26 protein-coding genes are annotated in these 26879 nt (G+C 38.6%); all 26 read right to left on the bottom strand.

Annotated elements, in window-relative coordinates:
* Nucleotides 1–538: 538 nt before the first annotated feature.
* Entirely contained in the window at nucleotides 539–1552 is a 1014-nt protein-coding gene (locus NST76_RS05485) for a histidinol phosphate phosphatase domain-containing protein (protein WP_089932031.1), read from the bottom strand.
* On the bottom strand, nucleotides 1552–2334 hold the full coding sequence (locus tag NST76_RS05480) for a DeoR/GlpR family DNA-binding transcription regulator (protein ID WP_036121221.1): 783 nt from the start codon (nucleotides 2332–2334) through the stop codon (nucleotides 1552–1554). The genes NST76_RS05485 and NST76_RS05480 overlap by 1 nt, the downstream gene beginning before the upstream one ends.
* The gene (locus tag NST76_RS05475) at nucleotides 2331–3332 is read right to left on the bottom strand and encodes an ABC transporter ATP-binding protein (RefSeq protein WP_271912541.1); all 1002 of its coding nucleotides are present in this window, start codon (nucleotides 3330–3332) and stop codon (nucleotides 2331–2333) included. The genes NST76_RS05480 and NST76_RS05475 overlap by 4 nt, the downstream gene beginning before the upstream one ends.
* Nucleotides 3329–4114, bottom strand: coding sequence for an ABC transporter permease subunit (locus NST76_RS05470; protein ID WP_342544716.1), 786 nt, complete (start codon nucleotides 4112–4114; stop codon nucleotides 3329–3331). The genes NST76_RS05475 and NST76_RS05470 overlap by 4 nt, the downstream gene beginning before the upstream one ends.
* Complete coding sequence (locus tag NST76_RS05465) at nucleotides 4111–4956, bottom strand: ABC transporter permease subunit (protein ID WP_170829782.1); 846 nt, start codon at nucleotides 4954–4956, stop codon at nucleotides 4111–4113. Before NST76_RS05465 ends, NST76_RS05470 begins: the two co-directional genes overlap by 4 nt.
* Before the next feature lie 72 nt (nucleotides 4957–5028).
* Entirely contained in the window at nucleotides 5029–5865 is an 837-nt protein-coding gene (locus tag NST76_RS05460; protein WP_058843915.1) for an alkaline phosphatase family protein, read from the bottom strand.
* On the bottom strand, nucleotides 5855–6943 hold the full coding sequence (locus tag NST76_RS05455; RefSeq protein ID WP_342544714.1) for an extracellular solute-binding protein: 1089 nt from the start codon (nucleotides 6941–6943) through the stop codon (nucleotides 5855–5857). Before NST76_RS05455 ends, NST76_RS05460 begins: the two co-directional genes overlap by 11 nt.
* Nucleotides 6944–7184: 241 nt before the next feature.
* Complete coding sequence (locus NST76_RS05450; protein ID WP_230593789.1) at nucleotides 7185–7562, bottom strand: 2-oxoglutarate ferredoxin oxidoreductase subunit beta; 378 nt, start codon at nucleotides 7560–7562, stop codon at nucleotides 7185–7187.
* A gap of 199 nt (nucleotides 7563–7761) precedes the next feature.
* Entirely contained in the window at nucleotides 7762–9135 is a 1374-nt protein-coding gene (locus tag NST76_RS05445; RefSeq protein ID WP_342544712.1) for a HAMP domain-containing sensor histidine kinase, read from the bottom strand.
* Nucleotides 9126–9785 (bottom strand): response regulator transcription factor, encoded by a 660-nt coding sequence (locus tag NST76_RS05440; protein WP_342544710.1) that lies wholly within the window; start codon nucleotides 9783–9785, stop codon nucleotides 9126–9128. Before NST76_RS05440 ends, NST76_RS05445 begins: the two co-directional genes overlap by 10 nt.
* A gap of 10 nt (nucleotides 9786–9795) precedes the next feature.
* Nucleotides 9796–10551, bottom strand: coding sequence for a lantibiotic immunity ABC transporter MutG family permease subunit (locus NST76_RS05435; protein ID WP_342544708.1), 756 nt, complete (start codon nucleotides 10549–10551; stop codon nucleotides 9796–9798).
* A gap of 3 nt (nucleotides 10552–10554) precedes the next feature.
* Entirely contained in the window at nucleotides 10555–11283 is a 729-nt protein-coding gene (locus tag NST76_RS05430; protein WP_036121245.1) for a lantibiotic immunity ABC transporter MutE/EpiE family permease subunit, read from the bottom strand.
* 1 nt (nucleotide 11284) lies between these two features.
* Entirely contained in the window at nucleotides 11285–11992 is a 708-nt protein-coding gene (locus NST76_RS05425; RefSeq protein ID WP_036121278.1) for a lantibiotic protection ABC transporter ATP-binding protein, read from the bottom strand.
* Between the two features lie 171 nt (nucleotides 11993–12163).
* Nucleotides 12164–13030: a 2-oxoacid:ferredoxin oxidoreductase subunit beta gene (locus NST76_RS05420; RefSeq protein WP_058843921.1), complete on the bottom strand. Its 867-nt coding sequence runs from the start codon at nucleotides 13028–13030 to the stop codon at nucleotides 12164–12166.
* Nucleotides 13030–14769, bottom strand: coding sequence for a 2-oxoacid:acceptor oxidoreductase subunit alpha (locus NST76_RS05415; protein WP_342544707.1), 1740 nt, complete (start codon nucleotides 14767–14769; stop codon nucleotides 13030–13032). The genes NST76_RS05420 and NST76_RS05415 overlap by 1 nt, the downstream gene beginning before the upstream one ends.
* A 262-nt stretch (nucleotides 14770–15031) precedes the next feature.
* Complete coding sequence (locus NST76_RS05410) at nucleotides 15032–15298, bottom strand: stage V sporulation protein S (RefSeq protein WP_004224903.1); 267 nt, start codon at nucleotides 15296–15298, stop codon at nucleotides 15032–15034.
* 178 nt (nucleotides 15299–15476) lie between these two features.
* Complete coding sequence (locus NST76_RS05405; protein WP_342544705.1) at nucleotides 15477–16274, bottom strand: TIGR00282 family metallophosphoesterase; 798 nt, start codon at nucleotides 16272–16274, stop codon at nucleotides 15477–15479.
* Between the two features lie 402 nt (nucleotides 16275–16676).
* A complete protein-coding gene (locus NST76_RS05400; RefSeq protein WP_342544704.1) occupies nucleotides 16677–17687 on the bottom strand; it encodes a glycosyltransferase family 2 protein in 1011 nt (336 codons plus the stop codon).
* Entirely contained in the window at nucleotides 17669–19198 is a 1530-nt protein-coding gene (locus NST76_RS05395) for an oligosaccharide flippase family protein (protein ID WP_089932019.1), read from the bottom strand. The genes NST76_RS05400 and NST76_RS05395 overlap by 19 nt, the downstream gene beginning before the upstream one ends.
* Before the next feature lie 19 nt (nucleotides 19199–19217).
* On the bottom strand, nucleotides 19218–20417 hold the full coding sequence (locus NST76_RS05390) for a glycosyltransferase (RefSeq protein ID WP_230593791.1): 1200 nt from the start codon (nucleotides 20415–20417) through the stop codon (nucleotides 19218–19220).
* Nucleotides 20374–21453 (bottom strand): glycosyltransferase, encoded by a 1080-nt coding sequence (locus NST76_RS05385; protein ID WP_342544703.1) that lies wholly within the window; start codon nucleotides 21451–21453, stop codon nucleotides 20374–20376. The genes NST76_RS05390 and NST76_RS05385 overlap by 44 nt, the downstream gene beginning before the upstream one ends.
* Nucleotides 21454–21468: 15 nt before the next feature.
* Nucleotides 21469–22167: a CpsD/CapB family tyrosine-protein kinase gene (locus NST76_RS05380; RefSeq protein ID WP_036121265.1), complete on the bottom strand. Its 699-nt coding sequence runs from the start codon at nucleotides 22165–22167 to the stop codon at nucleotides 21469–21471.
* The gene (locus NST76_RS05375; RefSeq protein WP_340810068.1) at nucleotides 22167–22883 is read right to left on the bottom strand and encodes a Wzz/FepE/Etk N-terminal domain-containing protein; all 717 of its coding nucleotides are present in this window, start codon (nucleotides 22881–22883) and stop codon (nucleotides 22167–22169) included. Before NST76_RS05375 ends, NST76_RS05380 begins: the two co-directional genes overlap by 1 nt.
* A 68-nt stretch (nucleotides 22884–22951) precedes the next feature.
* Complete coding sequence (locus tag NST76_RS05370; RefSeq protein ID WP_101966486.1) at nucleotides 22952–24109, bottom strand: O-antigen ligase family protein; 1158 nt, start codon at nucleotides 24107–24109, stop codon at nucleotides 22952–22954.
* Between the two features lie 20 nt (nucleotides 24110–24129).
* Complete coding sequence (locus tag NST76_RS05365) at nucleotides 24130–24912, bottom strand: CpsB/CapC family capsule biosynthesis tyrosine phosphatase (RefSeq protein ID WP_249646035.1); 783 nt, start codon at nucleotides 24910–24912, stop codon at nucleotides 24130–24132.
* Between the two features lie 131 nt (nucleotides 24913–25043).
* The gene (rny, locus tag NST76_RS05360) at nucleotides 25044–26603 is read right to left on the bottom strand and encodes a ribonuclease Y (protein ID WP_036121270.1); all 1560 of its coding nucleotides are present in this window, start codon (nucleotides 26601–26603) and stop codon (nucleotides 25044–25046) included.
* Nucleotides 26604–26879: the final 276 nt, after the last annotated feature.

Genomic DNA, 26879 nt, shown 5'->3' with positions numbered 1-26879 from the left:
ACATTATACTTATGTAACAGAATGAAAAGGCACTATTATGTAACTTTAGTGCCTTTTCATAGTGTTGAAAAACAAAACTATCCATAGAATTTTTGTGAAAGGTGAAAATGGATTTCCGTTGCAGATTACTTACTTTCCTGTCGGCTCGCCTGTCTCGCTATCCCACGGGAGTCAAGTAGCCTTCCACTCCATAAAAATGTTAACTTTTTTTGCAAAGGTTCAAGTGAAGGTATTCACTACTCTTTATGGAGGGGTGTTGTCACACATCACTTCTCCACATTGAAAATAAGAGGCTATCCTCTCTTATAATATAAATAATGGGCTATTTTGTTCAGGAAAAGACACTTTTGCAGAATGGTTGATTGGAGCGGAGCCAACGTCACTCCTAGGGGATTAGCGTCACAGTTGAGACATTGGAGCGAACGGAGTGAGTGAAGCAGCTCGTCGGACGCCCCCTGGAAAGGACGCTGGCAGAACGGAAATCAACCCCTCGCCTTTCAAAATGGCTGTTTCTGCTGTTGACATCACCTTTTTTCCATCACGTTAATGCTATCATTTTTTTGACTCGCTGCTCAAAAGCAACAATAGCTTGAACACCGTGATTTTTTAGTAGCTCGGTATTAGCACTTGTATATTTACCTAGATCATCAGGGAAATGCGCATCAGAGGATATAGTAAAAGCCACTCCATGGTCAAGTAAGGTTTGTAAAAAACGAGGGCCTGGGCACATTTCCTTTACAGGGTAACGATAATACAGCCCAGCATTGATTTCAGTGGCAGTTTGAGTTGTCGTTAGGGCCTGGGCAATCCGTTTATACCAGGCATCAAGAAAAGCATGATTCTCCACCTGATAATTAAATACTTTAAAATTATCTAAATGTGCAACAAAATCAAACATATTGGAATGAATCATTTGCTCGACAACCTTAAAAAATTGCTCATAACTTTGTTGTAAAGCAGACTGATCCATTTGCTCAAAAAGATGTTGTGTTTGAGGATTATCAAAGCCCCAGCCGTCAACAAAATGGACAGAACCAATCACATAATCCCAAGGATAACCAGCTAATAAAGCAGCTAATTGCTCTTCCCCTCCAATAAAATAATCTGCCTCTATACCCAGTCTCAAAGTAATGCCATGTTGATGCCATTTTTCCTTCGCCTGCTGAATGGTCGACACAAAGGCATCTATATTCTCTGTCATCACGCGATCTAGCCAATAGCGCTGTACTTGACCAATCTCACTATCATCCAACCTCATAAAGCGTTCGAAATAGGCACGCGTTTCTTGAAAACGATATAAATGATCAACAATGCCTACCTCACGCAAGCCAAGCTGCTTGGCCTGTTCGAGATATAAATCCAACCATTCCTCACTATAACACCCCTTTTGTACTCGCTGTACTAACCGCTGTACTTGACAGGACATTTGTTGCTTGGAGCCTTTTTTCGCCTCATCCTCATGCTGGAAAAACTCCAGTGCCTGTGATGTACGCTCTAGCCAGCGAAATGAATAAGGTCCCTCTTCTAAATGTACATGATAATCAATTGTCATCAGCTTTTCCCTCCATTACATACCGTCCATTTTTCCTCATAGGCTTGCCATTCTAATGGACAAGTACTTTCACAAAGAATTTCTGTACATTCATCAAGATGACAAATTTGAAAAAATGATTTGCCATTTATTTTGGTTGCATCGGCTAATAAATAACTCACTTTACTATGCTTGAGCATCTTCTTAGAAATAAGGGATTCATCCAAATCGTAATCATAAACAATGCCCTCACTAATGCCACCGCACGATAAAAATGTCTTATCAAAATTCATATTATCAAGCATCTCTAAAGTCATAGCACCTGCAACTGAAGATTGTTTTGGATTCGCAGTGCCTCCTAGTAATATGACCTTGCCTGTCATACGTCGTTCTTCTATGGCTAAATTAAATTGTATTGCTGCTGCAATCGAGTTCGTTACAACCGTTATATCATCAACCGCTAGTAAAAAATCGGCCATATGGACCGTTGTCGTACCTGTATCAATTGCAATGGTATCACCATCACAAATACGTTTTGCTGCCATACGAGCAATTTGGCGCTTTGCCTCTTTTTGCATTTGCAGCTTGCGTAAAAATACAGGCTCGTTGCGCACGTTCGTATATTTAATAGCCCCACCATGGACTCTTGATAATAAATGCTGCTGCTCTAATTCATCAAAATCTCGGCGAATTGTTTCTGGTGCTACCTGAAGGGCATCGGCAATATTGGCAACAATGATTTTCCCGTCTCTCTCTAATTGCTTTAATATAAAATCAAATCTTTCAAGTTTGGCGTACGTCATGATAGTGCAATCACATCTTCTTTTGCGACATAACAGTTATAGGATTTGCCCATTTCAATCGAATAGCCTTGTTGATGTAGTTGTTCCATTGTAAACACCGTTTCACCATCAAATGTAGTACGAATAATATTGCCACTCATTAATGATTGTTTAGCGATTCCTACTAGACACATATCTCCTTCTCGTTGATTGAGATGCAGTGCTTCTGGTCGAATGGCAAATTTAGAGGCTTGCTCGACTAAAGATTCTCCAAGCATGTTTTCTAAAGTCTCGCGTGTAAAGACATTATAATGCCCAATAAAGTTTGCAATAAATTCATTATTCGGTCTTGTATAAATCTCTGTTGGTGTACCGTTTTGAGCAATGCTCCCATTATTCATGACAAATATTCTGTCTGAAACGGCCATAGCCTCTTCCTGATCGTGCGTTACCAAAATCATTGTCATATTGAGCTTACGTTGAATAGCTCGTAAATCTGCTTGTAGCTTCTTGCGAATTTGAGCATCGAGTGCACTAAGGGGTTCATCTAATAGCAGCACCTTAGGACGGACGATTAACGCACGTGCCAGAGCAACACGCTGCTGTTGCCCCCCCGATAATTCGTTCGGGTAAGCATTGGCTTTCTCACTTAGATGAACGAGGGCTAGCATTTCTTGAACACGCTGCTCGATGTCTGCCGCATTGACTTTTTGCATGCGCAAACCAAAGGCAACATTTTCTTGCACAGTCATATTAGGAAAGAGTGCATAGGATTGAAAGACCATGCCCACTTGACGATCCTTTGGCTGTACGCCACTCATATCTTTTCCTTCAATTGTAATTTTACCAGACGATGCATCTGTTAAGCCTGCCACAATGCGCAAAATGGTGCTCTTACCACAGCCACTAGGACCTAACAATGTAATAAATTCACCCTTTTGGATATTCATCTGAATATTGCTTAAAACCGTTGCTTGTCCGTATTTTTTATGAAGCCCTTCAATAATAAGATAACTCATAGATTTATAGCACCTTTCGATCGTTTTGTTACAATGGCAATGACAAATGTTAATAGACCCATTAGCACGATATAGATAAAAACAACTGCACTTGCAATATGTCCACTTGTGCTAAGCTTTTTCATTAAGTAAATTTGAACTGTTTCAAAGCGAGAACCAACCACAAGGTTAATCAAAACAAATTCACCAAATAAGACGGAGAATGATAACAAAGCACCTGCAAATAAGCCTGGATAAACGGTAGGTAGTAGAATTTTTGTGAAAGCCTGCCTTTTTGATGCACCAAGCAATTGGGCCGCATCAAGTAGCTGCCTTGCATCTATATTTCTTAAACTATTTCTTGTTCCTTGATAGATATAAGGAAGAATCCCCACCACATAGGCTCCTAGAACAACGAATATCATTGGTATACCTATTTGGCTATACACTCGAATGAGCCCTACAGCTAAAATGATTGCAGGGAAAGAATAGACCATGACCACTGCTATCTGTATCCATTTTTCGTATGTAGGAAAATACAAAACAATAACGAAAATGGCTGGCACAATGACAAGGAGTGCAATACTAACCGCACCACTTGCTAATAACACAGAACGGCCAAATGCCTGGATAAAATCGGTATCCTGAAACAATGTGGCAAGCCATTTTAATGTAAGTCCTTCTGGTAATATTGTTTTATTCCATTTCGATGCAAATGCATAAAGCGTCGTTGCCAATACTGGCAATAGTAAATACCCCACTAACAGGAGGAAAAAGAAATCAGCCAAGCCTCGCTTTTTCATTTTACTTTCCTCCTTGTTTTAGAGATACTCCACTCACTAATTAGCATGGCTGTCACCATTGTCACTGCTAATATAACAGCAATGGCACTAGCTAGCTCTGGCTGAGCAAAAATATCACCTTTTATTAAGGAACCTATACGAATGGCCACTAAATTATAATTACTGCTTGTTAGAGCATAGGCAGAGGCATACGCTCCCATTGCATTAGCGAATAACACACTAAACGTTCCTACAATCCCAGGTAACATAACTGGTAAACCAATCTTCAGCCAAAATTGCCAACTAGACGCTCCTAATAAAGCTGCTGCCTCCTTCCACTGTTGCTGAATCCCATCATAAATGGGATATAACAACATAAGCGATAATGGCAGCTGGAAGTAAATATAAATAAGTAATAAACCGCCCCAGCTATAAAGAGAAAAGGATGTCAAAGCATCAATGTCCCATTTTTCAAATAACAATGTAAATAGACCACTATTACCAAGTAAAACGATAAAAGCAAATGCTAACGGAATACCTGAAAAATTGGATGTTAAGTTCGTTAGTATTAAAATTTTCTCCCGTACTGGCTCAGTCAACTTCATCATGGCATAAACAGCGAACAATGTGACTACTAATGCAATAACAGCCGATACAACAGACAATGTAATACTATTTTTAAAGCCTTGCAATATATAGTCGTTCGTAAAAATGGACTCGTATTGCGTTAATGTAAAGCCCTCACTATTTTGAAAGCTCGTAATAAGCATATACAGTAAAGGCACTAGGAAAAATAATAAGAGTAGTACAAGAAAAGGCGAAAGCCAGGCAATGGACTGCCGCTTCGATATCAACACAACCACTTCTTTCTATAATTACTTGCGGCTCAAGAAGGATAGTAGTCGCTCCAACCTAAAAGGAGCGACTATTCTTAGCTATACCTCTTTTGCTGTATACACACCTTCTAGCAAAAGGGGCACCATATCATCCGCAGGCTCCATATTTAATAAATGACAACACAGTGGTGCAATTTGTAATTGCGAAATAATCCCTTCTTTTATACCAGCCTTGACGGAATCCGAAATGACAAACAGTGGGACATGACGATCCTCATGCGTTGTTCCACCATGATTACCATCACTTGTCATACCATGGTCAGCCGTCACAATTACCTCATAGCCCTGTGCCATACACTTTGGAATAAATAATGAGAGCAGGGCATCCATCGCTAACACACGATTGCGGTATTGTGCAGAATCCGCCGTAAATTTGTGACCATCATCATCAACATTCATAGGATGAATATAAAGGAAATCAGGCTGCTTTTGATCCATTAACCAAGCTGCATCAGCAAATACATGACTATCTGGATAATGATCCTCAAAATAGAACAAGCCATTGTCAATCGGTAATTGCGTATCAAGCTGTAGCCTGTCCTCCATATAGTTAAATGGTGCTCTATTATAAAGCTCACTCACCCAATAATAGGCGGAGGCTGCCGTGGATAAACCATGCTCCTTCGCGACATGAAAGACACTTTTCTGCGTCGATAAGCGTACCGTCATATTGCTAGTAACGCCATGAACAATAGGGGGTGTCCCCGTTAAAATCGTCTCATATAATGGCCTTGATAATGATGGCACCTCTGCGCAAATCTTATAGCGAGCAGCCACCTGACGCTCCACTAAATGGTGCAAGAATCCCATATGTGTACAGGCTGTATCAAAGCGCAATGCATCGATGACAATAAGAACCACTTTGTTATTTTGCATGGATTAACACCTGCTCTTGATAGAGTTGAGGGATTTGCTTTGTTGTTTCTTCCCATTTCTTTTGATCTTTTACTGGCTGTGCATTCGTATACATATCTGCTGGTAATAATAAATCCTTTACATCTTGTGGAAGTTCTACGTTGTCTCGAATCGGACGCGCATAGCCTTTTGCTAAATTTTCTTGACCAGCGTCAGATAGAATGTATTCACGTGCTAGCATGGCAGCATGAGGGTTTTTGGCATATTTATTAATAATTGTTGCATAACCAGAAGTAACAGATCCTTCCTTTGGTATCACTACATCGAAGCGCTCCTCATCGATTTGGTGACGATAGCCTAATGCATTAAAATCCCATAAAATCGCTACATCGATTTCACCTTTTTCTAAGTTCGCTACTGATGGATCCCCCTGTAAACGACCTTGTTTCGCTAATTCAGCAAAGAAATCAACGCCTGGCTGGATGTTTGATTCATCTCCACCAAAGGCCATAGCTGCTGCTAAAATAGCAAACTGCGCTTGGTTAGCTGTTAATGCATCTCCAATACTGACTGTATAATCCCCATTTTCCAGATCCTCCCATGAGGTCGGGGCATTCTTTACATTATTTGTATCTGTTAAAAATGAAATTGTTCCAGTATAGCCAACAATCCAGTTTCCTTCATCGTCTTTTGCCCAATCCGGTATTTCATCCCAGTAGGAAGTTTTATATGGTAATGTTAAGCCCTTGTCCTTAGCGATTGGTCCAAAAGCAATTCCAACATCCCCAATATCGGCTGTCGCATCATCTTTCTCTGCTTCAAACTTCGCTAACTCCTCAGCACTCGACATATCCGTATCCTTGTGTTTGATGCTATATTCGGTTCCTAGCTCTTCCCAAGTTTCCACCCAGTTCGCCCATGTATCTGGCATACCAACAGAGTTAACAGTGCCCTCTTCCTTTGCTTTTTCTGTAATTTCTTCAAGCGATAAATCCTTGTTTACCTCATTTGCACTAGATGAACTGTCAGAACAAGCTGCCAACATGGAAATGGCTAATGCACCGATTAGACCTTTTTTCCACAATTTTTGAATTGCCATGTGTTGGACCCTCCATTTGTTTTGGTTTATTTTTATTTGCTTACAACCCTAATGGTATAAAACAAACATTAAGCAAGTATGGAGGTCTTAAAAATATTTAGTAAAAATTATTGAGAAATTATAAATATCTATGAAAATACTTAATAAGTGAAGGAGCATTGTAAAGCTGAATGGAGGAGATGAAGAAGAAATCTAGTTTTGTATGTGTACGTTGGCTTTACCAGACGTACACATACCTAGATTATTTGGAGAGACCTAAAAAATCTGCATATGTATGCGGCTCATTTTCCTTTAAAATTGTTAAAAATGTAAACGCCAGTTGCACAACTGACCACCATCTCATATTGTAGGACATCTCAAAACGAGAAGGTTCTAACGTAAAGACATCTTGAAAAATCGTGAGCGGCTCGATTTGCTCATCTTTTAAAATAGATAGAAAGCCCAGAAACAACGTATGATCCTTCACTTCAATCAGTTTGTCATCTACAAGAGCATCAATATTTTCAGGTTGCTGAAAATTACACTGTGTAGCTACATAACGCTCTAAATCCTGAGCACGCTTTCGATCTTCACGTTCCTTTTTCTTTGCAATAAAATCAATGACGTTATTCACGTGCATCGCCTCTTTTTTTCTTTTATTGTAGCATTTTTTAAAAGAACATTGCCCGCACCGCCCCCTACAATTTTTACATGAAACCTTTAATTGTGTTTTTACTCACGATTGTACATTGAATACTCGTGATTGCAGTGTCTTTACTCACGGTAGCAGTACTTTTACTCGCGATTGATCGCTAACAATAAAAAAAGACATCTTATAATTAAGACGTCGCAATAGTGATTATCACTTTTCCTCCTCCCGTTATTGAATCATTAGCCAACGTTAGTGTTCCACCATGTTTTTGAATGATGGACTCGGCAATATAAAGCCCCATGCCATGATGGTCTGCTGCATTTCTACTTGGATCTCCCCGATAAAATTGCTTTGTGGCTCTCTTTAAATCTTGCGATGAAAAACCAGCCCCACTATCCATCACAGTAAAATGAATTATATCGGCCTCTCCCTGAACAGATAAAGTGACTTTGCTATTATGTGGCGTGTGCTCTATAGCATTAACGATCAAATTTAATAAAGCCCGATAAAAAAGCTCCTCCTCTATCATAAAGGCATCAGGCAGTTTATCCTTTTCTACACTAACTTCAAGATTTTTTTCTAAAGCAAGCGCCTTCATTTGCTGTTCTAGCTGTTGAATAAATGAAGCCAGCACTACAGTTGTTTTTACACCACCAACACTTTGCTCCATATTGGATATATCCATTAATTGCTTTGTGAATTTTTCAATTTCTAGCGTATTTTTTAATATATAAGTGTTGTATTCTTTTTGTACTTCATCTTGAACAGTATCCAATAAAAGTTCCGCATTTCCTCTAATAATCGTAAGAGGTGTTTTCAAATCATGAGCAAGTGCAGAAATTTGTTCTCTGCGTGCTCTTTCTGCCTGCCATTGTTGTGTCAATGAAGTATTTAATGCCTCCTTCATCTGCTCAAAGGAAAGTGCAATATCATCAATTTCTCGAATCCCAGATGGTTTTATATGAAAATCTAAATTTTGATGTTGGATTTTTTCAATGGCTTCTTGTAGGCCCAACATTTTTCGTTTAAGTCTTCTGCCGAAATGCACAGCAAGCACCGTTGCCTGTACGATAACGCCTATAATAAACAATAGTAAAGCCGTTAATTGGGGATTAGGTAAATATTTTCTCATAACAGGTGAGCGATACTCAGGGGCTAAACCATAGCGTAAAATACACACTTCCTGTTCTCGCTCAACAAATGCATAAAATCGAACATTACTTTTCGTCTCTCCCTTTTGCTTTAAACGCCATGCATGGAAAGCCTCTTTTTCTGTTAAAGTACCAGAAAGAAATTCCCCCTTATTAGAAATCACTGCGTAGTCTACAAGATCAGGAATCATATCATCTGTGACCTCACTGCTTGTAGCAATACGGTCTTTCGCTAAAGTGATTTGTGTTTCAGCATAATTGGCTGGCAAAATAATAGTAGCTGAAAAAGCAAACATGAATAAACCGATTAATAGTGCCCCTAATAAAATGATACTTAAGCAAAGAAAGAATAAGTATCTCAGGAAAAATGTATGAAGGTGTGTTCCTTTCCTCGGTTTTATCATCTCCATTTATAGCCGATCCCCCAAACCGTATCAATGACATCTATGTCAAACGCATGTAGCTTTGACCGAATATTTTTGACATGTTCTGTTATCGCTGTACTGTCACTTTTGCCATCAAATCCAAAAATTGATTCGTATATCTGTTCTTTTGAGAAAACTTGCCCACGATGCCGTGCTAAAAATTCACATATTTCATACTCACTTTTAGTTAGCAGGACGCGCTCATTCTGAACAAACAGTTCTTTACCAGAAAGATTGAAATGAACTTTATCACTATAAAGGATGTTCCGCTTCTCTCTGCTTTCCCGTCGGATATGCGCATTCACCCTTGCCCGTAGCTCTCCAATACCAAATGGTTTAATCAAATAATCATCTGCACCTAAGCCTAAACCATACATCACATCTTCTTCTAAGGATTTAGCTGTAAGAAAAAGAATCGGACAATCTACAGCATGCCGAATTTGCCCACACAATGTAAAGCCATCCAAAATAGGCATCATCACATCAAGCAAAATTAAATCAAAGGAACCTAAATCCATCTTTCCTACTTCTGTCGGTTTGGACACAATGGTTACTAAGTGATTATCTTTATAAAGTGCATTTTTTATCAACATTAAAATATCTACTTCATCATCCACTACTAATATATTTGCCATAATTCACCCTCTAATTTTCAGATGCTCTACCTTCCCATCTCCAAAACCATAAACAAGACAGCGCAAAAGTCAATAGGATACCCCCTAAGCACGCCATTATGCCAGTTTGAATACTTGTTTCGAGCAATGTTAAATCTGTTCCCATCGATGTTAAAATCCATAATGAAACAAAATGACCGCTCCATCCATAAGGTAAAAAGGGCCAAATACGATCCCCTAAGCCTGTAAGCAATAGGGCGACCAACAGCGCTTCTACAATACCTAAACCAATGGAAGCGCCTTTACCAAATTGGAGGCTTACAAATAAATGTAACATATAGAAAATCACATGACTGCCGAATAGAATACAAGCAGCCATACTATAAAATGAATAGCTCAAATCTACTTCATGTAATAATTCTCTAAAGCCAAAACTAAAAATAGCTATAGATAGAAAGATGGCTCCAAAGCTAAACAATAATAATAAGATGAGCTTGCTCATGTATGCCTTTATTTTTATGTTTGTTGTAGCTAGCATGCCTTGGAAACGACCAGCGTTTGCTTCTTGCTCAGATGCCATAGCACATACTAATCCTATAATAATCGGTAGCCCACAAGCTAACCCCTGAAAATAGGCAGTTACTTTTCCTTGAAAATCCCATGGCGAATAGGAGTAGTAGGCTAGAAATAGCCCAGAAATAGCAAGGGGGACAAGTATATGTGTCAGCAAAAAAGGTGTTCGTTTTGTTTTAAGGCATTCCACTCTCAATAATCGTAACATGTCCATCCGCTAGTTCGCCTCCCTTTTTTGGAACCACTTCGCAGTAAGAAAGCTAATCATCATAAACCAAGCTAGTGCTATCAGTAAGCCCGGAAGTATAACGCCTTTATCCAATAAAGGACTGCCTTGTGGTACTGGTAGACCGTTTGGTAATATGCCAAGTGTTGAACATAATAAACGTGCACCAATTGCAAATGGATAGTAATACCATAGTTCCCCATCCGCAAAGGCAACAATCCCTAAGATATTGGCTACTACATTGAGTAAGATGGTTAAATAGGTGCCTAATTTAGCTGCTAGGAAAAGACATAAAGGTATTTGCCACAAAAACGTCAGGAAAATAACAAAAGTACTTAGTAAACTGCTCGCTATTGGTAAACTATGACCGAATAGCCTGCCCCCAGCCGTGATTCCCCCAAAGAAAATAATCGTAATCACAAGAAGCCATATGCTTAATGATACTATTTTTCCTAGCCAAATCTTTTTAAGATCCAGTGGTAAAGCAAGAATACTATGGTATTTTATTTTTTTATCCTTTTCGACCACTAAGGCACAGCAAATCGTCAGTGCACCTGGCAGCAGCATAGTATACCACCAGTTATAAGCACCTGTTTGAAAATACACGCCACCCATCAGCACGGCACTTATCAGTAAGGTCACAAGGGGCGTAAGCCAAAGTAGTTTGGCAATAAATGTTCGCTTCCATTTTAATTTTTCCGCTTTCATTATGGCTATCATGCTAGTAACCTACCTTTCTATTGGTAGCTACAACCTGCATAAACAGTGATTCTAATTCCTGACCTTGTGGTGCCGGTCCCTGATAGCCAAGCTTGCCATCAGCAATAATGCCAATGTCATCCACGACCTGTTCCACCTCAGACAAAATATGACTAGATAAAATAACGGTGATACCTTGCTCTGGAAATGAGCGAATAAGCTGACGAAGCTCCTGTATACCAATCGGATCCAGTCCATTTGTAGGTTCATCTAAAATTAACAGCTTTGGCTTGTTTAGCAGCGCAATCGCTATACCTAATCGTTGCTTCATACCTAAGGAAAACTGCCCCGCCCGTTTTTTTCCTGTATTCGTTAAATCTACAATTTTTAATACTTCTTCAATACGACTTTGCGGTAGACCTAACGCTATCGTGCGAACTTGTAAATTTTCCGTTGCTGTTAAATTGTCATACAAGGGAGGTGTTTCAATTAACACGCCGATGTCCTGTAAATCATTTCGTGTCCATGTATGTCCATTAAAAATGATATTTCCGGCATTTGGTCGTAACATACCTGTCATCATTTTTAATGTTGTGGATTTCCCCGCTCCGTTTGGTCCAAGTAAACCGTAGACTGTATTACGTTGGATTTCTAACGATACATTATCCACAATTTTTTGCCCTTTAAACGACTTATTAAGATTTTCTATCTTCAATATTAAATCTTTCATCATTAGTCATCATCCTTTCGATGACCTTAGTATAAAAAACAATTATAAGGATTTTATAAGGATTCAATATCAAATACTCGTGGTAGCTAGGCTTTTACTCGCGATTCCTTACTAAAGCATAAAAAAAGCATTTGGAATGTCCTCATTCCAAATGCTTTGATTCTATCATTTTTACATAAATTCTTTTACTAAATCATTGAAATCATTTTCGCTCATTTTAATATCGATATCTGTTAATGGTAGCTCTGAGTAGCCAGGTACTTTTTCTTGATACGATGTTGTTTCCGTATCATGATAAATAACACCTGTTACTAAGCCCTCATGCTCCATCACTGTACGCATTGCCATACCACGATCATTGTGATCATAGCCTTCTACATCCGCTAGTTTTGTTAAGTTCTCTTTAAACCAATCGTATGTGTTCACTTTGTTATACGTTACACAAGGTGAAAAGACATTGATAAATGAGAAGCCTTTATGGTTGATACCAGCTTCGATTAAAGCTGTTAACTCTTTAATATCAGTAGAGAAGCCTTGTGCAACAAATGTTGCACCACTTGTTAATGCTACCTCTAATGGTTTCAATGATGGTTCAATCGCTCCACCTGGTGTAGATTTTGTAATAAATCCAGCAGCAGAACGTGGCGATGTTTGACCTTTTGTTAAACCATAAATTTGGTTATCCATTACAATATACGTAATATCAATATTACGACGGATAGCATGAATTGTATGCCCCATACCGATAGCAAATCCATCACCATCACCACCAGAAGCGATGACATGTAGATCACGATTGGCCATTTTTAATCCTTGTGCAATCGGTAGTGCACGACCATGAATACCATGGAATCCATAAGAATTAATATAGCCCGAAATACGTCCTGAACAACCAATTCCTGAAATCACAGCAAGTTCATTTGGCTCAATTCCGACATTTGCTGCAGCACGTTGAATAGCTGCTTGTACAGAGAAGTCTCCACAACCTGGGCACCAGTTTGGTTTCACTGTATTACGAAAATCCTTAAATGTTGCCATTAGAGAGTCAACTCCTTCACACGATTTTCTAATTCACCTGGCAAGAATGGCGTACCATTATATTTAGTGATTGTCGCGATTTTATCGTGACCACCAATATTCATCTTCATAATATTAGCCAATTGACCCGTATAGTTATTTTCTACAACGATCACTTTTTTCGCTTGTGCTACAAGAGGTGCCATTTCCGCAGATGGGAATGGGTGAATTAAACGAATATGCGCATGATTCACTTTCATTCCTTGCGCATTAAGTCGTTCTTGCACTTCCTCGATAGCTCCTCTTGTTGAGTTAAAGCCTACTAATAAGATATCCGCTTCCTCATGTGGTGCATTGACAAAGACAGGGTTATCAAATTTCAAACTCTCTAATTTACGGAAGCGTTTATCCATTTGTGTTTGACGATTGCCCGTTGCCTCAGATGGCTTCCCTGTTTCATCATGTTCAACACCTGTAACGTGGTGAATACCATGCAATGTACCTGGTAAAACACGAGGTGAAATCCCATCTTCAGTATCTTCATAGCGTTTGAAGTAGGCTTTATCGACAGCCTCATCAAGGTCATCAATCACAATTTTACCTCGACGAATTTCAATTTTATCGTAATCAAACGGTTCTACCGATTGTTTCCCTAGAGACAATTGTAAATCTGTCATTAAAATAACTGGTAATTGCAATTCCTCTGCAATATTAAATGCTTGGATTGTATCAAAAAATGCTTCCTCCATTGTTGAAGGCGCAATGACTACTTTAGGGATTTCTCCATGTGTTCCGTAAAGCATAGCCATTAAGTCCGATTGTTCTTGCTTTGTTGGTAGTCCAGTTGAAGGGCCTCCACGTTGCGTGTCTACTACTACTAATGGTTGCTCTGTCATACCGGAAAGACCAATTGCCTCCATCATCAATGAAAGACCAGGGCCTGCTGAAGCAGTAAAGGAACGTACACCACCAAAGTTAGCTCCGATTGCCATTGTTGCCGCAGCAATCTCATCCTCCGTTTGGATAACTGTCCCACCGAATTTCGGTAGCTTCTTAATTAAGTATTCCATAATTTCAGAAGCTGGCGTAATTGGGTATGCTGCCATAAAGCGTGTCCCAGCAGCTAATGCACCAAGTGCCACTGCATCGTTACCAATCATAAACATACGACGTTTGCCGTCTGCAGGTGCAAGTTCCCATTGGCCTACACGTTCACCCAAAAGCTCATTCATAATTTGACGACCACGTGTAATGGCTTCCATATTTTTTTGAACGACCTCTTCGCCCTTTTTCCCAAAAATATCATCAACAACATTTTGGAACACTGCATCCTCTAGGTTAAGCAATGATGCTGTTGCTCCGATGGCTACCATGTTTTTCATTAACGATGTACCAAGCTCTGCTGCTATTTCTGTAAATGGAACAGCAAATAATGGCGCCTTTGAATCTTCTGGTTTGACCGGGTCAAATTTTGCATCCGCTAAAATAACACCGTTTTCTGTGAGCTCTTTATAATTGACATCGATTGTTTCCTGATCGAATGCCACTAAAATATCTAAATCATCCGCAATTGCACGCACTTCTGTTGGACGAACTGTAATTTTATTATTCGTATGGCCACCTTTAATTCGAGAAGAGAAGTGACGATAACCGTATAGGAAATAGCCTAGACGATTCATTGCCATTGAGAAAATTTCACCTGTACTCTCAATCCCTTCACCCTGTTGCCCACCGACTTTCCATGAAAGCTGATGTAACATGTCAACAACTCCTTAAATCCAATGTGTACTATTATTTTTCCTTCATAAGTTTAACACGAAGAAACCTTCTGCACTATTGTTTCTCAACGATTTAGGCGAAAATCAGACCTTTGACTGAAAATCCTGTTCATAAAGTTGTAATTTTCAAATCCAAGCAAAATCACACCTCTATTTCAAGTGACATGTATCATATGTAAACAGGAAAACGAAAAAATGCCTTGCCACGTTATTATGTGACAAGGCATTTTAGTTCATTACTTTTTTATCGAATACGTTTTTCCACGAGCAGCTTCAAGGCTGTACGTTCTTCACCAGCAATTAAAATATCGGCAAACGCCGGTGCGCAAATTAAATCTGTGCCACTTGGCGCTACAAATCCGCGTGCAATGGCCACTGCTTTTACGGCTTGGTTAAGTGCACCTGCCCCAACTGCTTGCATTTCTGCCTGCCCTTTTTCTCTGATTACCGCGACTAATGCACCTGCAACTGAATTTGGATTAGAGCGTGATGATACTTTTAATGAATCCACAATTATTCCTCCCCGTTTCGCGAATAGTGTTTACGCTCAACAACTCATGTCCCCCTTTTTGGACCTCAAGTTATTGTCCGTAGCACATTTTATGCTCCGCAAAACGGAAATAGACTAGTTTCACAAATAAACCTGTATCCACAGCAAAAGAGTCGTAAACCAACATACTTCGACTTATTTATCCTTGAAACGGATAATCTTCATTTATATAAATTCGTTCACAGGCAGTAGCTTTCCCTGTTCGATCATCCATCTCTACAAAGAAACCACTTAAAACCTCTCGTCCTTTTTTCGGTACTTCAAAACGGGATGGCATATTTGTTTGGAATTTATAAATGACACTATCCTTCGTCATGCCTAAAACCTCATCATATGGACCTGTCATACCTACATCCGTGATATAGGCTGTGCCGTTCGGGTAAATTCTTGCATCGGCCGTTTGTACATGTGTATGTGTCCCCACAACCGCAGAAGCCTTGCCATCTAAATGCCAGCCAAGGGCAATCTTTTCACTAGTCGCTTCCGCATGAAAATCTACGAAAACAAGTGGTGACGTTTGACGGGCTTCCTCTATTAGCTTATCTGCCATTTCGAATGGGTCCTCATGAGGAGGTAAAAATACACGACCATGTAAATTAATGACAGATAATGTCACACCGTTTTTAGAAATTTGCACCATACCTTTACCAGGTGCCTCACTTGAAAAGTTAGCTGGACGAATTAAATAATCCGCATCATCGATAAAATCGAAAATATCTTTATTGTCCCATGTGTGATTACCCATTGTAATTACATCTACACCTATTTGTAGCAGGCTATTATAAATATTATGAGTAATGCCACGTCCTGCCGCAGCATTTTCACCATTGGCAATGACAACGTCTGGATTATATTTCTTTTTTAAGCGAGGTAAATATTTTTCCACCGCATCTCGACCAATTGAACCTACAATATCGCCAATAAACAAAACCTTCATTTTTTAACCACTCTTTCTTTCCATTACGCCTCTAAATCATTATGCTTTAGAGACTTTAACTTCGCACCTGAATACCATCATTAATTGTAACGCTAGGAGGAGGATTACGCAAAATAAAATATCAATTGCGTCTCGGCGTAATTGCCGCTGATACTTCGCCTTTGCGCAGATAAACAATGCTTCCAGATTTTTTCGAGCTAACAAGTAGAAGTTAACCTAAGACCGTCACGACCTGTGACAACAATTAACTAACCTGCATCGTGCAGGCTTTCTTCCATATCAATGACCTCCGCCAGTAGCTTTGAGGCAACATGATATTGGTCACACTGTTATTGCCCCTTTTGGTGTTCCCCTATTTCAGTTGGCGCCTTCATTTCAAACATCGGCTAAATCAAGATCAATCTAACAACGCGAAATCACTTGATGCTTTTTCACATTTATATAAATTAGTGTTGAAGATAGTGTAAGCCAATTGTTTTTGATAAGCTTTAAAAAAATAATTTGTTTCATCTTTCGTTTCATTAACTTAACCTTTAATACGTCTGGATAAGCCTTTAAAAAGGATTGAATCTCATACTTCATCTCTTGTGCAGTAGCACTTTGATGAAGAATAATCAATAGCCCCTCCAATTGGTAATTCAAAAAGCTATTTTTCACTTCCGCATAAACCTCGCCATCCTGTAATTCCTTCAAAAGCTTTTTATACAATACATCATAATTGTGTCGTAAATGGACCATGGCTTTTTTTGTTAAAGAGCTTTCATTCGCCACATTATAATAATAAAGCTGTCTTGGAACATAACAGATGGACTGATTTTGTATGACAGCCCTTGTCAGAAACACTGTATCCTCTGCAAAGCTCATCGCTTCATCAAACCGTAGCCTATGGAAATCTAAAAAGGATTTTTTATACAATTTACAGCTGGCAAAACCAAAATGTGTTTCCCCTATTTCAGTAAATAATTTGTGTAAACAACCAATGGCACTGTAAGTACAGTAGCTGTTGGATGGATAATATAACGACCTGCTGCCCTCCGCTGCTTGCCAAAATAAATCACATTTTGCAATAGCAGAGCCTGTCAGCTTACATGCTTGATACAATTCTTCAAGCATCGTTAGCTCTAGCCAATCATCTGCATCAACAAAGGTAACATATTGACCGTTGGCATGGTGTATTCCAACATTTCTTGCTTTACTAACACCACTATTGGCATTCGTAAAAATGGTCATACGTGCATCAATTTGTGCAAACTTTTGTAAGATCGTTAATGATTGATCTTCACTGCCATCATTAATGACAATTATCTCAATATCCTTTAATGTTTGCTGACAAATGCTTGTTAAACATTTCTCCAAATAGGGCTCAGCATTGTAAACAGGTACAATAACGCTCACTAAGATTTTGGACGCCAAAATATTGCGCCTCCTTTACGAAAAAGCTCTAGCCACTTTGATTTTTGTTTTTTCGTCAAAGCAATACAAAATAGACTGATACCTGCCAGTAGCGTGTAGTAAAAAATAGATAGGCTAATAGATAGCCAAGTAACTGAAGGGTTTGTTAGTTCCCATAAAAGTTCACTACAGCAAATAGCAACAACAAAGGCCAGTACTAGCCTGCCAATAGTTCGCCAAAACCTAAAGATATCCAAGCCAATTTTCTTGTGGTAATACATATTCATAATCACTACATTTCCAATAAATAATGAACAAGCTGTAACAATCGCGGTACCGATTTTGCCATAAAAGTAAATAGCCGGTATTGATACAAAAATATTTGCAACGGCAACAATGATTAATAAAATGGTTCTAAATTTAAACAAATTTTTTGCCTTCAACACATTAAGACCTAGATTTTGTATGAGATCAATACTAAACGGCACCATAATAATGAGGACAATCGCATAAATGGCAATAAACTCTTGACCTAGCCATAATACTAGAAACTCTTGACCAAAAAGAAAAAAGCCCCCTAATATATAGCCCACAACTAAAAATTGAATCGCGCCAACTTTTACGAATAGCTGATTTATTTCTACTAAGCCATCTTCTTTTGTCACTAGCATAGAAATACGAGGTAAAAACAATCCGCTAATCGCTAAAGCCAGTGACATAAAGATCAACACAATTTGAATCGCTACTGCATAGATGGCAACATCCTCGGTCCCCTTAAATATGCCTAATAACACTTGATCTGTTTGCCAATAAATTTTATCAACAATCACAGTAATAAAAATAAAAAATGAATAGATGAAAATTTCCTTTATGAGAGTTGTATTTTGGAGACTAAATGTGAATTGGATGGACAGTACCTTCATGCAATAAATGGCATCTAACAGTAAAAAAAGTATGTTGTAAATAGCAATAATATAGATCAATGTCACCGCATCTGTTCCCTGTAAAAGAAAAAACAACATTGTCAGGGGCTGCACAATCACCTGTAATAATGTCGTTAATTTAATAAAAATAAATTTTTCATATGCTTGTAAGATGGAAGTAAAGACACCTAACGGAAATTGCATTGCTAAACTAATCGTCATTATAAAGCCCATTAGCCTTGCCTTTTCTAATTGTTCCCCAGATAAGCTTTGCCCAAAAATAATATCCACATGGGAAAATAAGAAAAATCCTATCAATAAAGTAAGACAGCCGATACCAACAAATAATTTCAGAAAAAATCCATTTAATGCTGCTTCTAATGTTGGATCTGCTGCTGCTCGATTTCTAGCAATATAGCGTACAATAGCATTACCTAACCCCAAATCTAAAATGGAGAGATAACCTACAAGTACAATCATTAAGGAATATAGACCAAATTCTTTCTGACCAAGGAGTGATATCATAATAGGTGTGAAAATGAGTGAAGAGAGCATTGTACAGCCGATTGTTATATAAGAAAGAATGGCTCCAATCTTTATTTCTTTCATGAGCACACCTTTCTATTAGTTAGGATGGACTTTCCTTTAGAATTGCTGGATATAATGATTGATATTGCGCAACAACCTGTTGAATTTGAAAATTTGCTAACACATGTTCACGACCAAGGCTCGCTTTTTGTGCATATTGCCGTGAACTGTAATTTAAAGCCGTATTAATTCCACTTGCTAAAGCCTCTGCATCCTTGGCAGCTACAACCTCACCACTATTCCCGACCAAATAAGCACAATCTCCAACATTCGTTGTGACACAGCATGTGCCGCTTGCCAATGCCTCCACTAGCACATTCGGTAGCCCCTCTCCTACTGAGGATAAAACGAATACATCAGCTGCTGCCATTAATTGTGGAATATCCTCTCTACTGCCTAATAAGAACGTCACTTCCTCTAACTGGGCCGACTCAATCAGTTGTAGTAAATCCCTATTGGCATCATCAATTTCAAAGCCTACTAAAAACAAATAAAAATCTTGCCGTTGCTGCCTTAGCTTTTTTACACTAGCCATCAAATTTTCATAATCCTTTAATGGGTCCCATCTGCCAACATGCAATAAAATGGGTTGATTGATGATGTCAAATTGTTCTACAAAATATTGCCTCTTCGTGCTTGGCTGATATTGATCTGTGTTGATGCCATTAACAATGACACGATGCTGCTTACCACTGTAGCCAATCGCTTCATGGATTTCTTTTACTTTTGGTCCACATGAAATAATAGCATCTACACGTTTTGACAATTTTGCACAAAGCTTGGCAATAAAAATTGTCCGGCGTTTATTATCTTGTTTATTGAGATTACTATGGTGAATTCCCCAAATTAATTTCTTTTTTAGCAATATCGCTAGGATATATCCTAGTAAATTAGCATGATACATCCATGTTTGAATAATGTCGCTTTCTTGACATAAACGATAGCAATTCATAAATGCGTTGACACGATTGCTACGCAGATCGCATATCGTTACCTTAATATTTAATTGCTTTTTTATTAACTCACCATACGTTCCCATCTCCGTTAAACAGATGACTTCTACCTCATAACTATCCCGATCCATGTTTTCTAAGAGACGATAAAGCATGGCCTCTGCTCCACCAAGGCCAATGGTCGTGATGATATGCGTAATTTTAATCTTCTTTTGAATAGTCTCATCCTTCGATGTAGTTTCGTTATATGTAGAGCGTGCATAATTTGCTTGCAATCGCTTGTGCATCAAGTCCTTTCATTTTGATATGGTCATGAATCATTTGGTGATCCACTTGACCATTCTGAGTTACAATGGCCTGAAGCCAACTATCAATCTCTCCATGTAGATCTAGATAATGCACTAAACCAATATGTAAATCTATTTCTCTCGGTAAAGAGGAAGAAACAATAGCAGGTGTCCCGCAAACTTGTGCCTCTAAAAGGACAATCCCAAAGCCCTCAAAGTGTGATGGCAGGAGAAATTTATCAAAGAGTTGAAGGAGCGTGAGTATATCTGCACGCTGTCCTAAAAATCGTACACAGTCCTCTACATTTTTTTGTTGGACGAGCTGGTGAATTTCTTGCTCTAAAGGCCCATCCCCTATCAAAAATAGTTGAAAAGGGATACCCCGCTGTTTTAAATAGACGGAGAGTTCAATTAAAAAAGAATGATTTTTCACTGGTACAAAGCGTCCAATATGCCCTAACACTAATTCATCATCTTTTATCCCTAGTTCTTCTCTCCATTTTTTTCTCTCTTCAAATGATATACATTTTACTTTTTGAAGTTCAATTGGGTTTGCTATTACTTCAAAAGGCCTTTTACTAAAGCAAAATTCCCCCGCCTTTTGACTACATGCCACCAATTTCGTTGCATTGTAAACACTTAGTCTTTTCAACAATGCTAACATAATCTTATTGTTCCACTCCTCAGCAACATTCGTATGGCTGTGTAAAACACGGCATTGAACACCCGCTAAACGAGCTGCCAGCAATGTAAAGATCGCTCGATAGCCTGTATGATCGTGAACTGCGTCATATTGTTGCTGCTTTAGGATTCGATAAAGTTTCCTCATATAAGCAAGTGGTCCTTGCTGGGTAATGTATGTTTCGTAAAATATCTTGGAGCCCTGTTGAACTAATGTCTCATGGTATTGCCCTTTATTAAACGATAGAAAATCAAAATGGTACATTGATTTATTCGTATTCGTCCAAATGTCGACAACCATCGATGTAATACCGCCGAAATCTGTTGTTGGAATAATATGCAGAATTTTTTTCAAAGCTATTTTCCATCCTTATTCTTTGCCATAATAATGCTCGTACGTATTGCCCTTGATCTTATAGTTATTCAAGATAACACCTAAAATATTAGCCTTAGAAACTGTTAAGATTGACTTCGATTTGATAACGTCTGCTTGCCCAACCGCCCCTGTATTGACAATTAAAAGGGTGCCATCACATTTATTCGATAAAATTTGTGCGTCCGATAAAAAAAGTAACGGTGGTGCGTCCAAAATAATGATATCGTATATATTTTTCACTTCAGCCAGAAGGGAGGTCATCGTTTCTGAAGCTAATAACTCTGTCGGATTGGGAGGAATTGGCCCACTCGAAATGATATCTACTCCTTCGACGAAAGTTTCTTGAATCACCTCTTGTAGTGCAGATTGCCGTGATAATACTGAGGAAAGCCCTAAAATATTGTCTAGATAGAACGTATGGTGCAAAGTAGGTTTACGCATATCAGCATCTACAATCAGCACGCTTTTACCCTCTTGCGAAAATACCACACCAATATTCGCCGCATTTGTAGATTTTCCCTCGCCAGCAATGGAAGAGGTTACTAAAATCGTCTTCACATCTCGATTAGGCTGTGAAAACTTAATATTTGCGCGAATTGTTCGATATTGCTCTGATGGAATCGACGACATATCGGAAACGGTGATCAGCTTTCGAGCCATTGGTATTTTCTTTGTTTTTCTCTTAAAAAACATTAGGATGGCCCCCTGACCCTCAGTTTTTTTCTCGTCTGTAATTCGATATTACTGACGACCCCAATCACTGGTAATGATAAAATCTCCTCGATATCTTGCTCTGTTTTAATGGTCCTATCAATCGTTTCTAAAAAATACGCTAACACAATAGCCAAAGCGAAGCCGCAAATAGCAGCTATAATAAGATTCAGCATTTTATTTGGCTTTACTGGTACTGGCTGCTCACTGCTTTGGGCAACAAAAAGAATATTAATATTGTCTACATGCATCAAGACAGGAATTTCCTCTTTAAACACTTCGGCAATTGAATTGGCGATTTTCACTGCATTCTCTTCATCTTTATCCTGTACGCGAATATTCACCACCTGGGAATTATTGGCGCTTGAAACCTCAATTTGCTTCATTAATTCATCTGGTGTCGTATCAAGTGACAGTACATCAATAACCTTCGCTAAAATAACAGGACTTTTAATAATCACATTGTACGTATTAATGAGTCGCAGATCCGTATCAACATTTTGTGCACCTACTAGTTGCTGATTTTCATAGCTTTTTTGATTGACCAATAATTGCGTTTCCGCTTCATATATCGGCGTTTGAATATAATAACTTATCAATATAGCGATGCCCATAGATAGAATCATGAGCATGAGGATGAAGAACCAGCGTTTTAGCAATACTTTTATGAGACTTTGTATTGTCATTTCTTCATTCACAAATGGATCCCCTCCTAATAGGCAAATCGTGCACAATATTAATAAAGTATATTAAACAAGCCTACTGGTTATTCGGACAAAGTCGCGCTTTTGCCCCTATCCCTCATACTTCCACTTACAACAAATACAAGGAGATGAAGCATATTAAAATAAAGTATTTCAAATGTAGAAACCCCTAATACGGCAACCACGACCAAGGCTGTAAAAACGATAAGCTGTTCATTCATCTGACGATAACCCTTGGCAATGGCAAAAAGAAACAAACAGTAGCTAACCAGTGCCAGCAAGCCTGCCTCCTGTAAAATATTAATCAATGTATTATGTGCATGGGAAACACCTATAGACCACAATGATTCAACACCGTGTCCCCAAAAATGAAAATGCTCAAAAACATATTGCCAAATTTCAAGGCGACCATCTGTTATGTTCGTAGATTTTTTCTCCATTTTTAATAGAATACTTTGTACCGCCTCTTGCATCATGTCCATTTTCATCATCACCATTACTACAACTACACCTAAACATGTAAACAATGTGACCAACTTTATGAAGGGCAGGAAGGTTTTGTTCATGCTTTTAACAATCCAAACCATGACAACAACTGTGGCAAGAGCAACGGTTAATAATGATGTACGCGCATTTGATAGCAAAATAACATACAAACTAATTAAATAGACGACCGTATAAAGTATAAAAGACAGCATGTATTTTACCTTTTGTTGCCCATGTAACATCTGTATTGTCACGTTATACAGTTTCATTAATACTACTATCACTAAACCAATCATAGAAAACCCCATTGTATTTGGATTTTCAAATACACCAGCAAAAGCTTCAAACATATAATGTGCTTGCTGAAAACATAGCATTAAAAATGGGATATAGGCGATTAACACACTATTTAACACGATTTCTAATACTTGTGCTTTCACAAGATCATTAAAAAAAATAGAAACAGCTATAAACAGGCACATCAATTGTAAACTGTTTTTCAATAAAATCATGTCCTGATTCATACCTGCTGCTATGACACAAAAAAATGTATACAGACTAAAGAAAACACAGGCTTGTACATTGTGAATATGTATTTTTTTATGCAGGAGTACAGATATCACTATGATGAACAAGCCGATTACTAAAGATAATTTATGATAAATACCAGCGACTGGCTGCATGAGACTCATAAAAATAAGTGTGCTAAACATTAATGTGTAGAATATTTTCATGTGATTGTCACGCTCAAATCCTACAAAGACATATGAAAGAAATACCATCGTTTCCTTAAAGCCATATCATCCAATTCGAGTGGCAAAATTGGCTTATTTGCTAAAATGCTTGCATTATTCGTTAAGAGGCGATTGATCGAATCTCCCTCTTTCTTTCTCTCCAGATATTGCAGTGCTGCTTGATAATAAAAGCATCTTGTGCGTAGATCGTGGGCATCAGAGCCTATCATATGAATGTAATTGGCCCTCACTAAAGCAAGTGATAATCGCTGTACTTCCTTACCATACAATCCGGTTAAACTACCCGCCGTCAATTGTGTAAACACCCCTTGTTGAATGAGGGCATTCAGCCTTTTTGGATTTTCTCTAATAGCCATATTTCGTTCAGGATGGGCCAAAATGGGTTTATAACCCGCTATTTTTAATTGTCTTATCATTTCTACCGTATAGGCGGGGATAGTGCTAGAAGGAAGTTCCAATAAAATATAGTTGGACTTTGCTAATGTATGGAGCTGTTGTTGCTGAAGTAGTGTAGGAAGCTCATCATGTAAGCGTATTTCGTGGCCAGTATGGAGTGTAATTGGTATTTGCTCATGCTGTAACAATTGTTGTAAACTCTTGACTCGCTCTTCGACTTTTTTATATGGGACATGATATTGTGGGTGCATGGCATGGGATGTACAAATGATTTCTGTAATTCCTTCTTTAGCAGCTTGCCTTAACATATTCAAGGAATCTCTTTCATTTTGGGGTCCATCATCTACACCGTATAATACATGTGCATGGAGATCAATCAGGATCATCACATCTTTCATCGTTAATCAAAATATAGCCTTGTTCTTTTTTATGATAAGAGCTCCTTAAACATGACTCTACTGAAAGTAAAAAAGAGGCTCTCTAGATATGAATCTAAAGAAACCTCTAACTTTCAATATTATTTCGCGTACTCCACAGCACGTGTTTCGCGAATGACTGTTACTTTAATATGACCTGGATAGTCTAATTCTTCCTCAATACGTTTGCGGATATCTCGCGCAAGACGATGGGAGGCTAAATCATCAATTTTTTCAGGTTGTACAATAATTCGAATTTCGCGTCCAGCTTGAATTGCATAAGATTTTTCTACGCCATCATAGCTTTCTGAAATTTCCTCTAACTTTTCAAGTCTGCGGATATAGTTTTCAAGTGTTTCACTACGTGCTCCTGGACGAGCTGCTGATAATGCATCAGCTGCTGCGACTAATACCGCAATGACAGATGTTGCTTCTGTATCACCATGATGCGAAGCAATACTGTTAATAACGACTGGATGTTCCTTATATTTCGTTGCTAATTCCACACCGATTTCAACGTGGCTACCTTCAACTTCATGGTCAATTGCTTTCCCAATATCATGTAATAAACCTGCGCGACGAGCTAATGCTACATCTTCACCAAGTTCAGCAGCAAGTAATCCTGCTAAATGTGCGACTTCAATTGAATGTTTTAGGACGTTTTGTCCATAGCTTGTACGATATTTCATGCGGCCTAAAATTTTCATTAAATCCGGATGTAAGTTATGAATACCAATTTCAAATGTAGTTTGCTCACCTGTTTCGCGAATTTGTTCATCCACTTCACGACGAGCTTTTTCCACCATTTCCTCAATGCGAGCTGGATGAATGCGACCATCTTGTACAAGTTTTTCAAGTGCAAGTCGAGCCGTTTCACGACGAATTGGGTCAAAGCCTGATAAAATAACGGCTTCTGGCGTATCATCAATAATTAAATCAATGCCTGTTAACGTTTCCAAAGTACGGATATTACGGCCTTCTCGACCAATAATACGACCTTTCATTTCATCATTCGGCAAGTTCACAACAGAGACAGTTGTTTCTGCTACGTGATCTGCAGCAAAGCGTTGTAGTGCTAATGATAAAATTTCACGTGCTTTTTTATCTGAGTCTTCTTTTGCACGTGTTTCAGCTTCCTTCGTCATCACAGCTATATCAGTTGTCAGTTCTTTTTCTACTTCATTGAGGATAATTGATTTAGCTTCTTCTCTAGTTAAAGCAGAAATACGTTCTAACTCTGTTTTCTGTGATGCAACGAGCTCATCCACTTTGCTCTCCATCTGTTCAATATGCTGTTGTCTTTCAGCTAGAGCTTGTTCTTTACGCTCTAAGCTTGCTTCTCTCTTATTTAGAGCATCATCCTTGCGATCAAGATTCTCTTCTCTTTGCAATAAACGGTTCTCTTGTTTTTGAAGTTCTAAACGACGTTCACGAATGTCATTTTCGGCTTCAGTACGAAATTTGTGAGTTTCATCTTTGGCTTCAAGTAGTGCTTCTTTCTTCATTGCCTCCGCTTCTCGTTTTCCTTCTTCAACGATTGTTTCAGCGACATGTTTAGCACCAGTGATTTTTGAGTCATTCACTTTTTTCATGTAGATATAGCTAACAGCGGCACCAACGATGAGTCCAAGCAAAGCGGAGATGATAGTAATTCCATCCATATGAACACCTCCTCTTGCTATTTGGGTATTACAGTTTCAGTCGGCGCATACATCTATGTCACTTTGGCAAAAATGTGCTAGATTTTACTTGTGCAAAATCCGTTTTATTAGCCAAAGCTTTCGCTTCATTCAGTAGGTGTTTAGACATCTATTGAAAAGGAACAACAACCACCCATAACAAGGAAATCTTAAAAAGTGTAATGTCCATTTCACTATAAACATTTGCTAAATGAAGACAAAATGTACTGCCTATTTAAAGTCATAATTCAGAAATTA

This window comes from Lysinibacillus sp. FSL W7-1291 (assembly GCF_038593415.1).
GTDB classification, from domain to species: domain Bacteria; phylum Bacillota; class Bacilli; order Bacillales_A; family Planococcaceae; genus Lysinibacillus; species Lysinibacillus fusiformis_D.
This window is presented reverse-complemented; position numbering and strand designations above follow the sequence as displayed.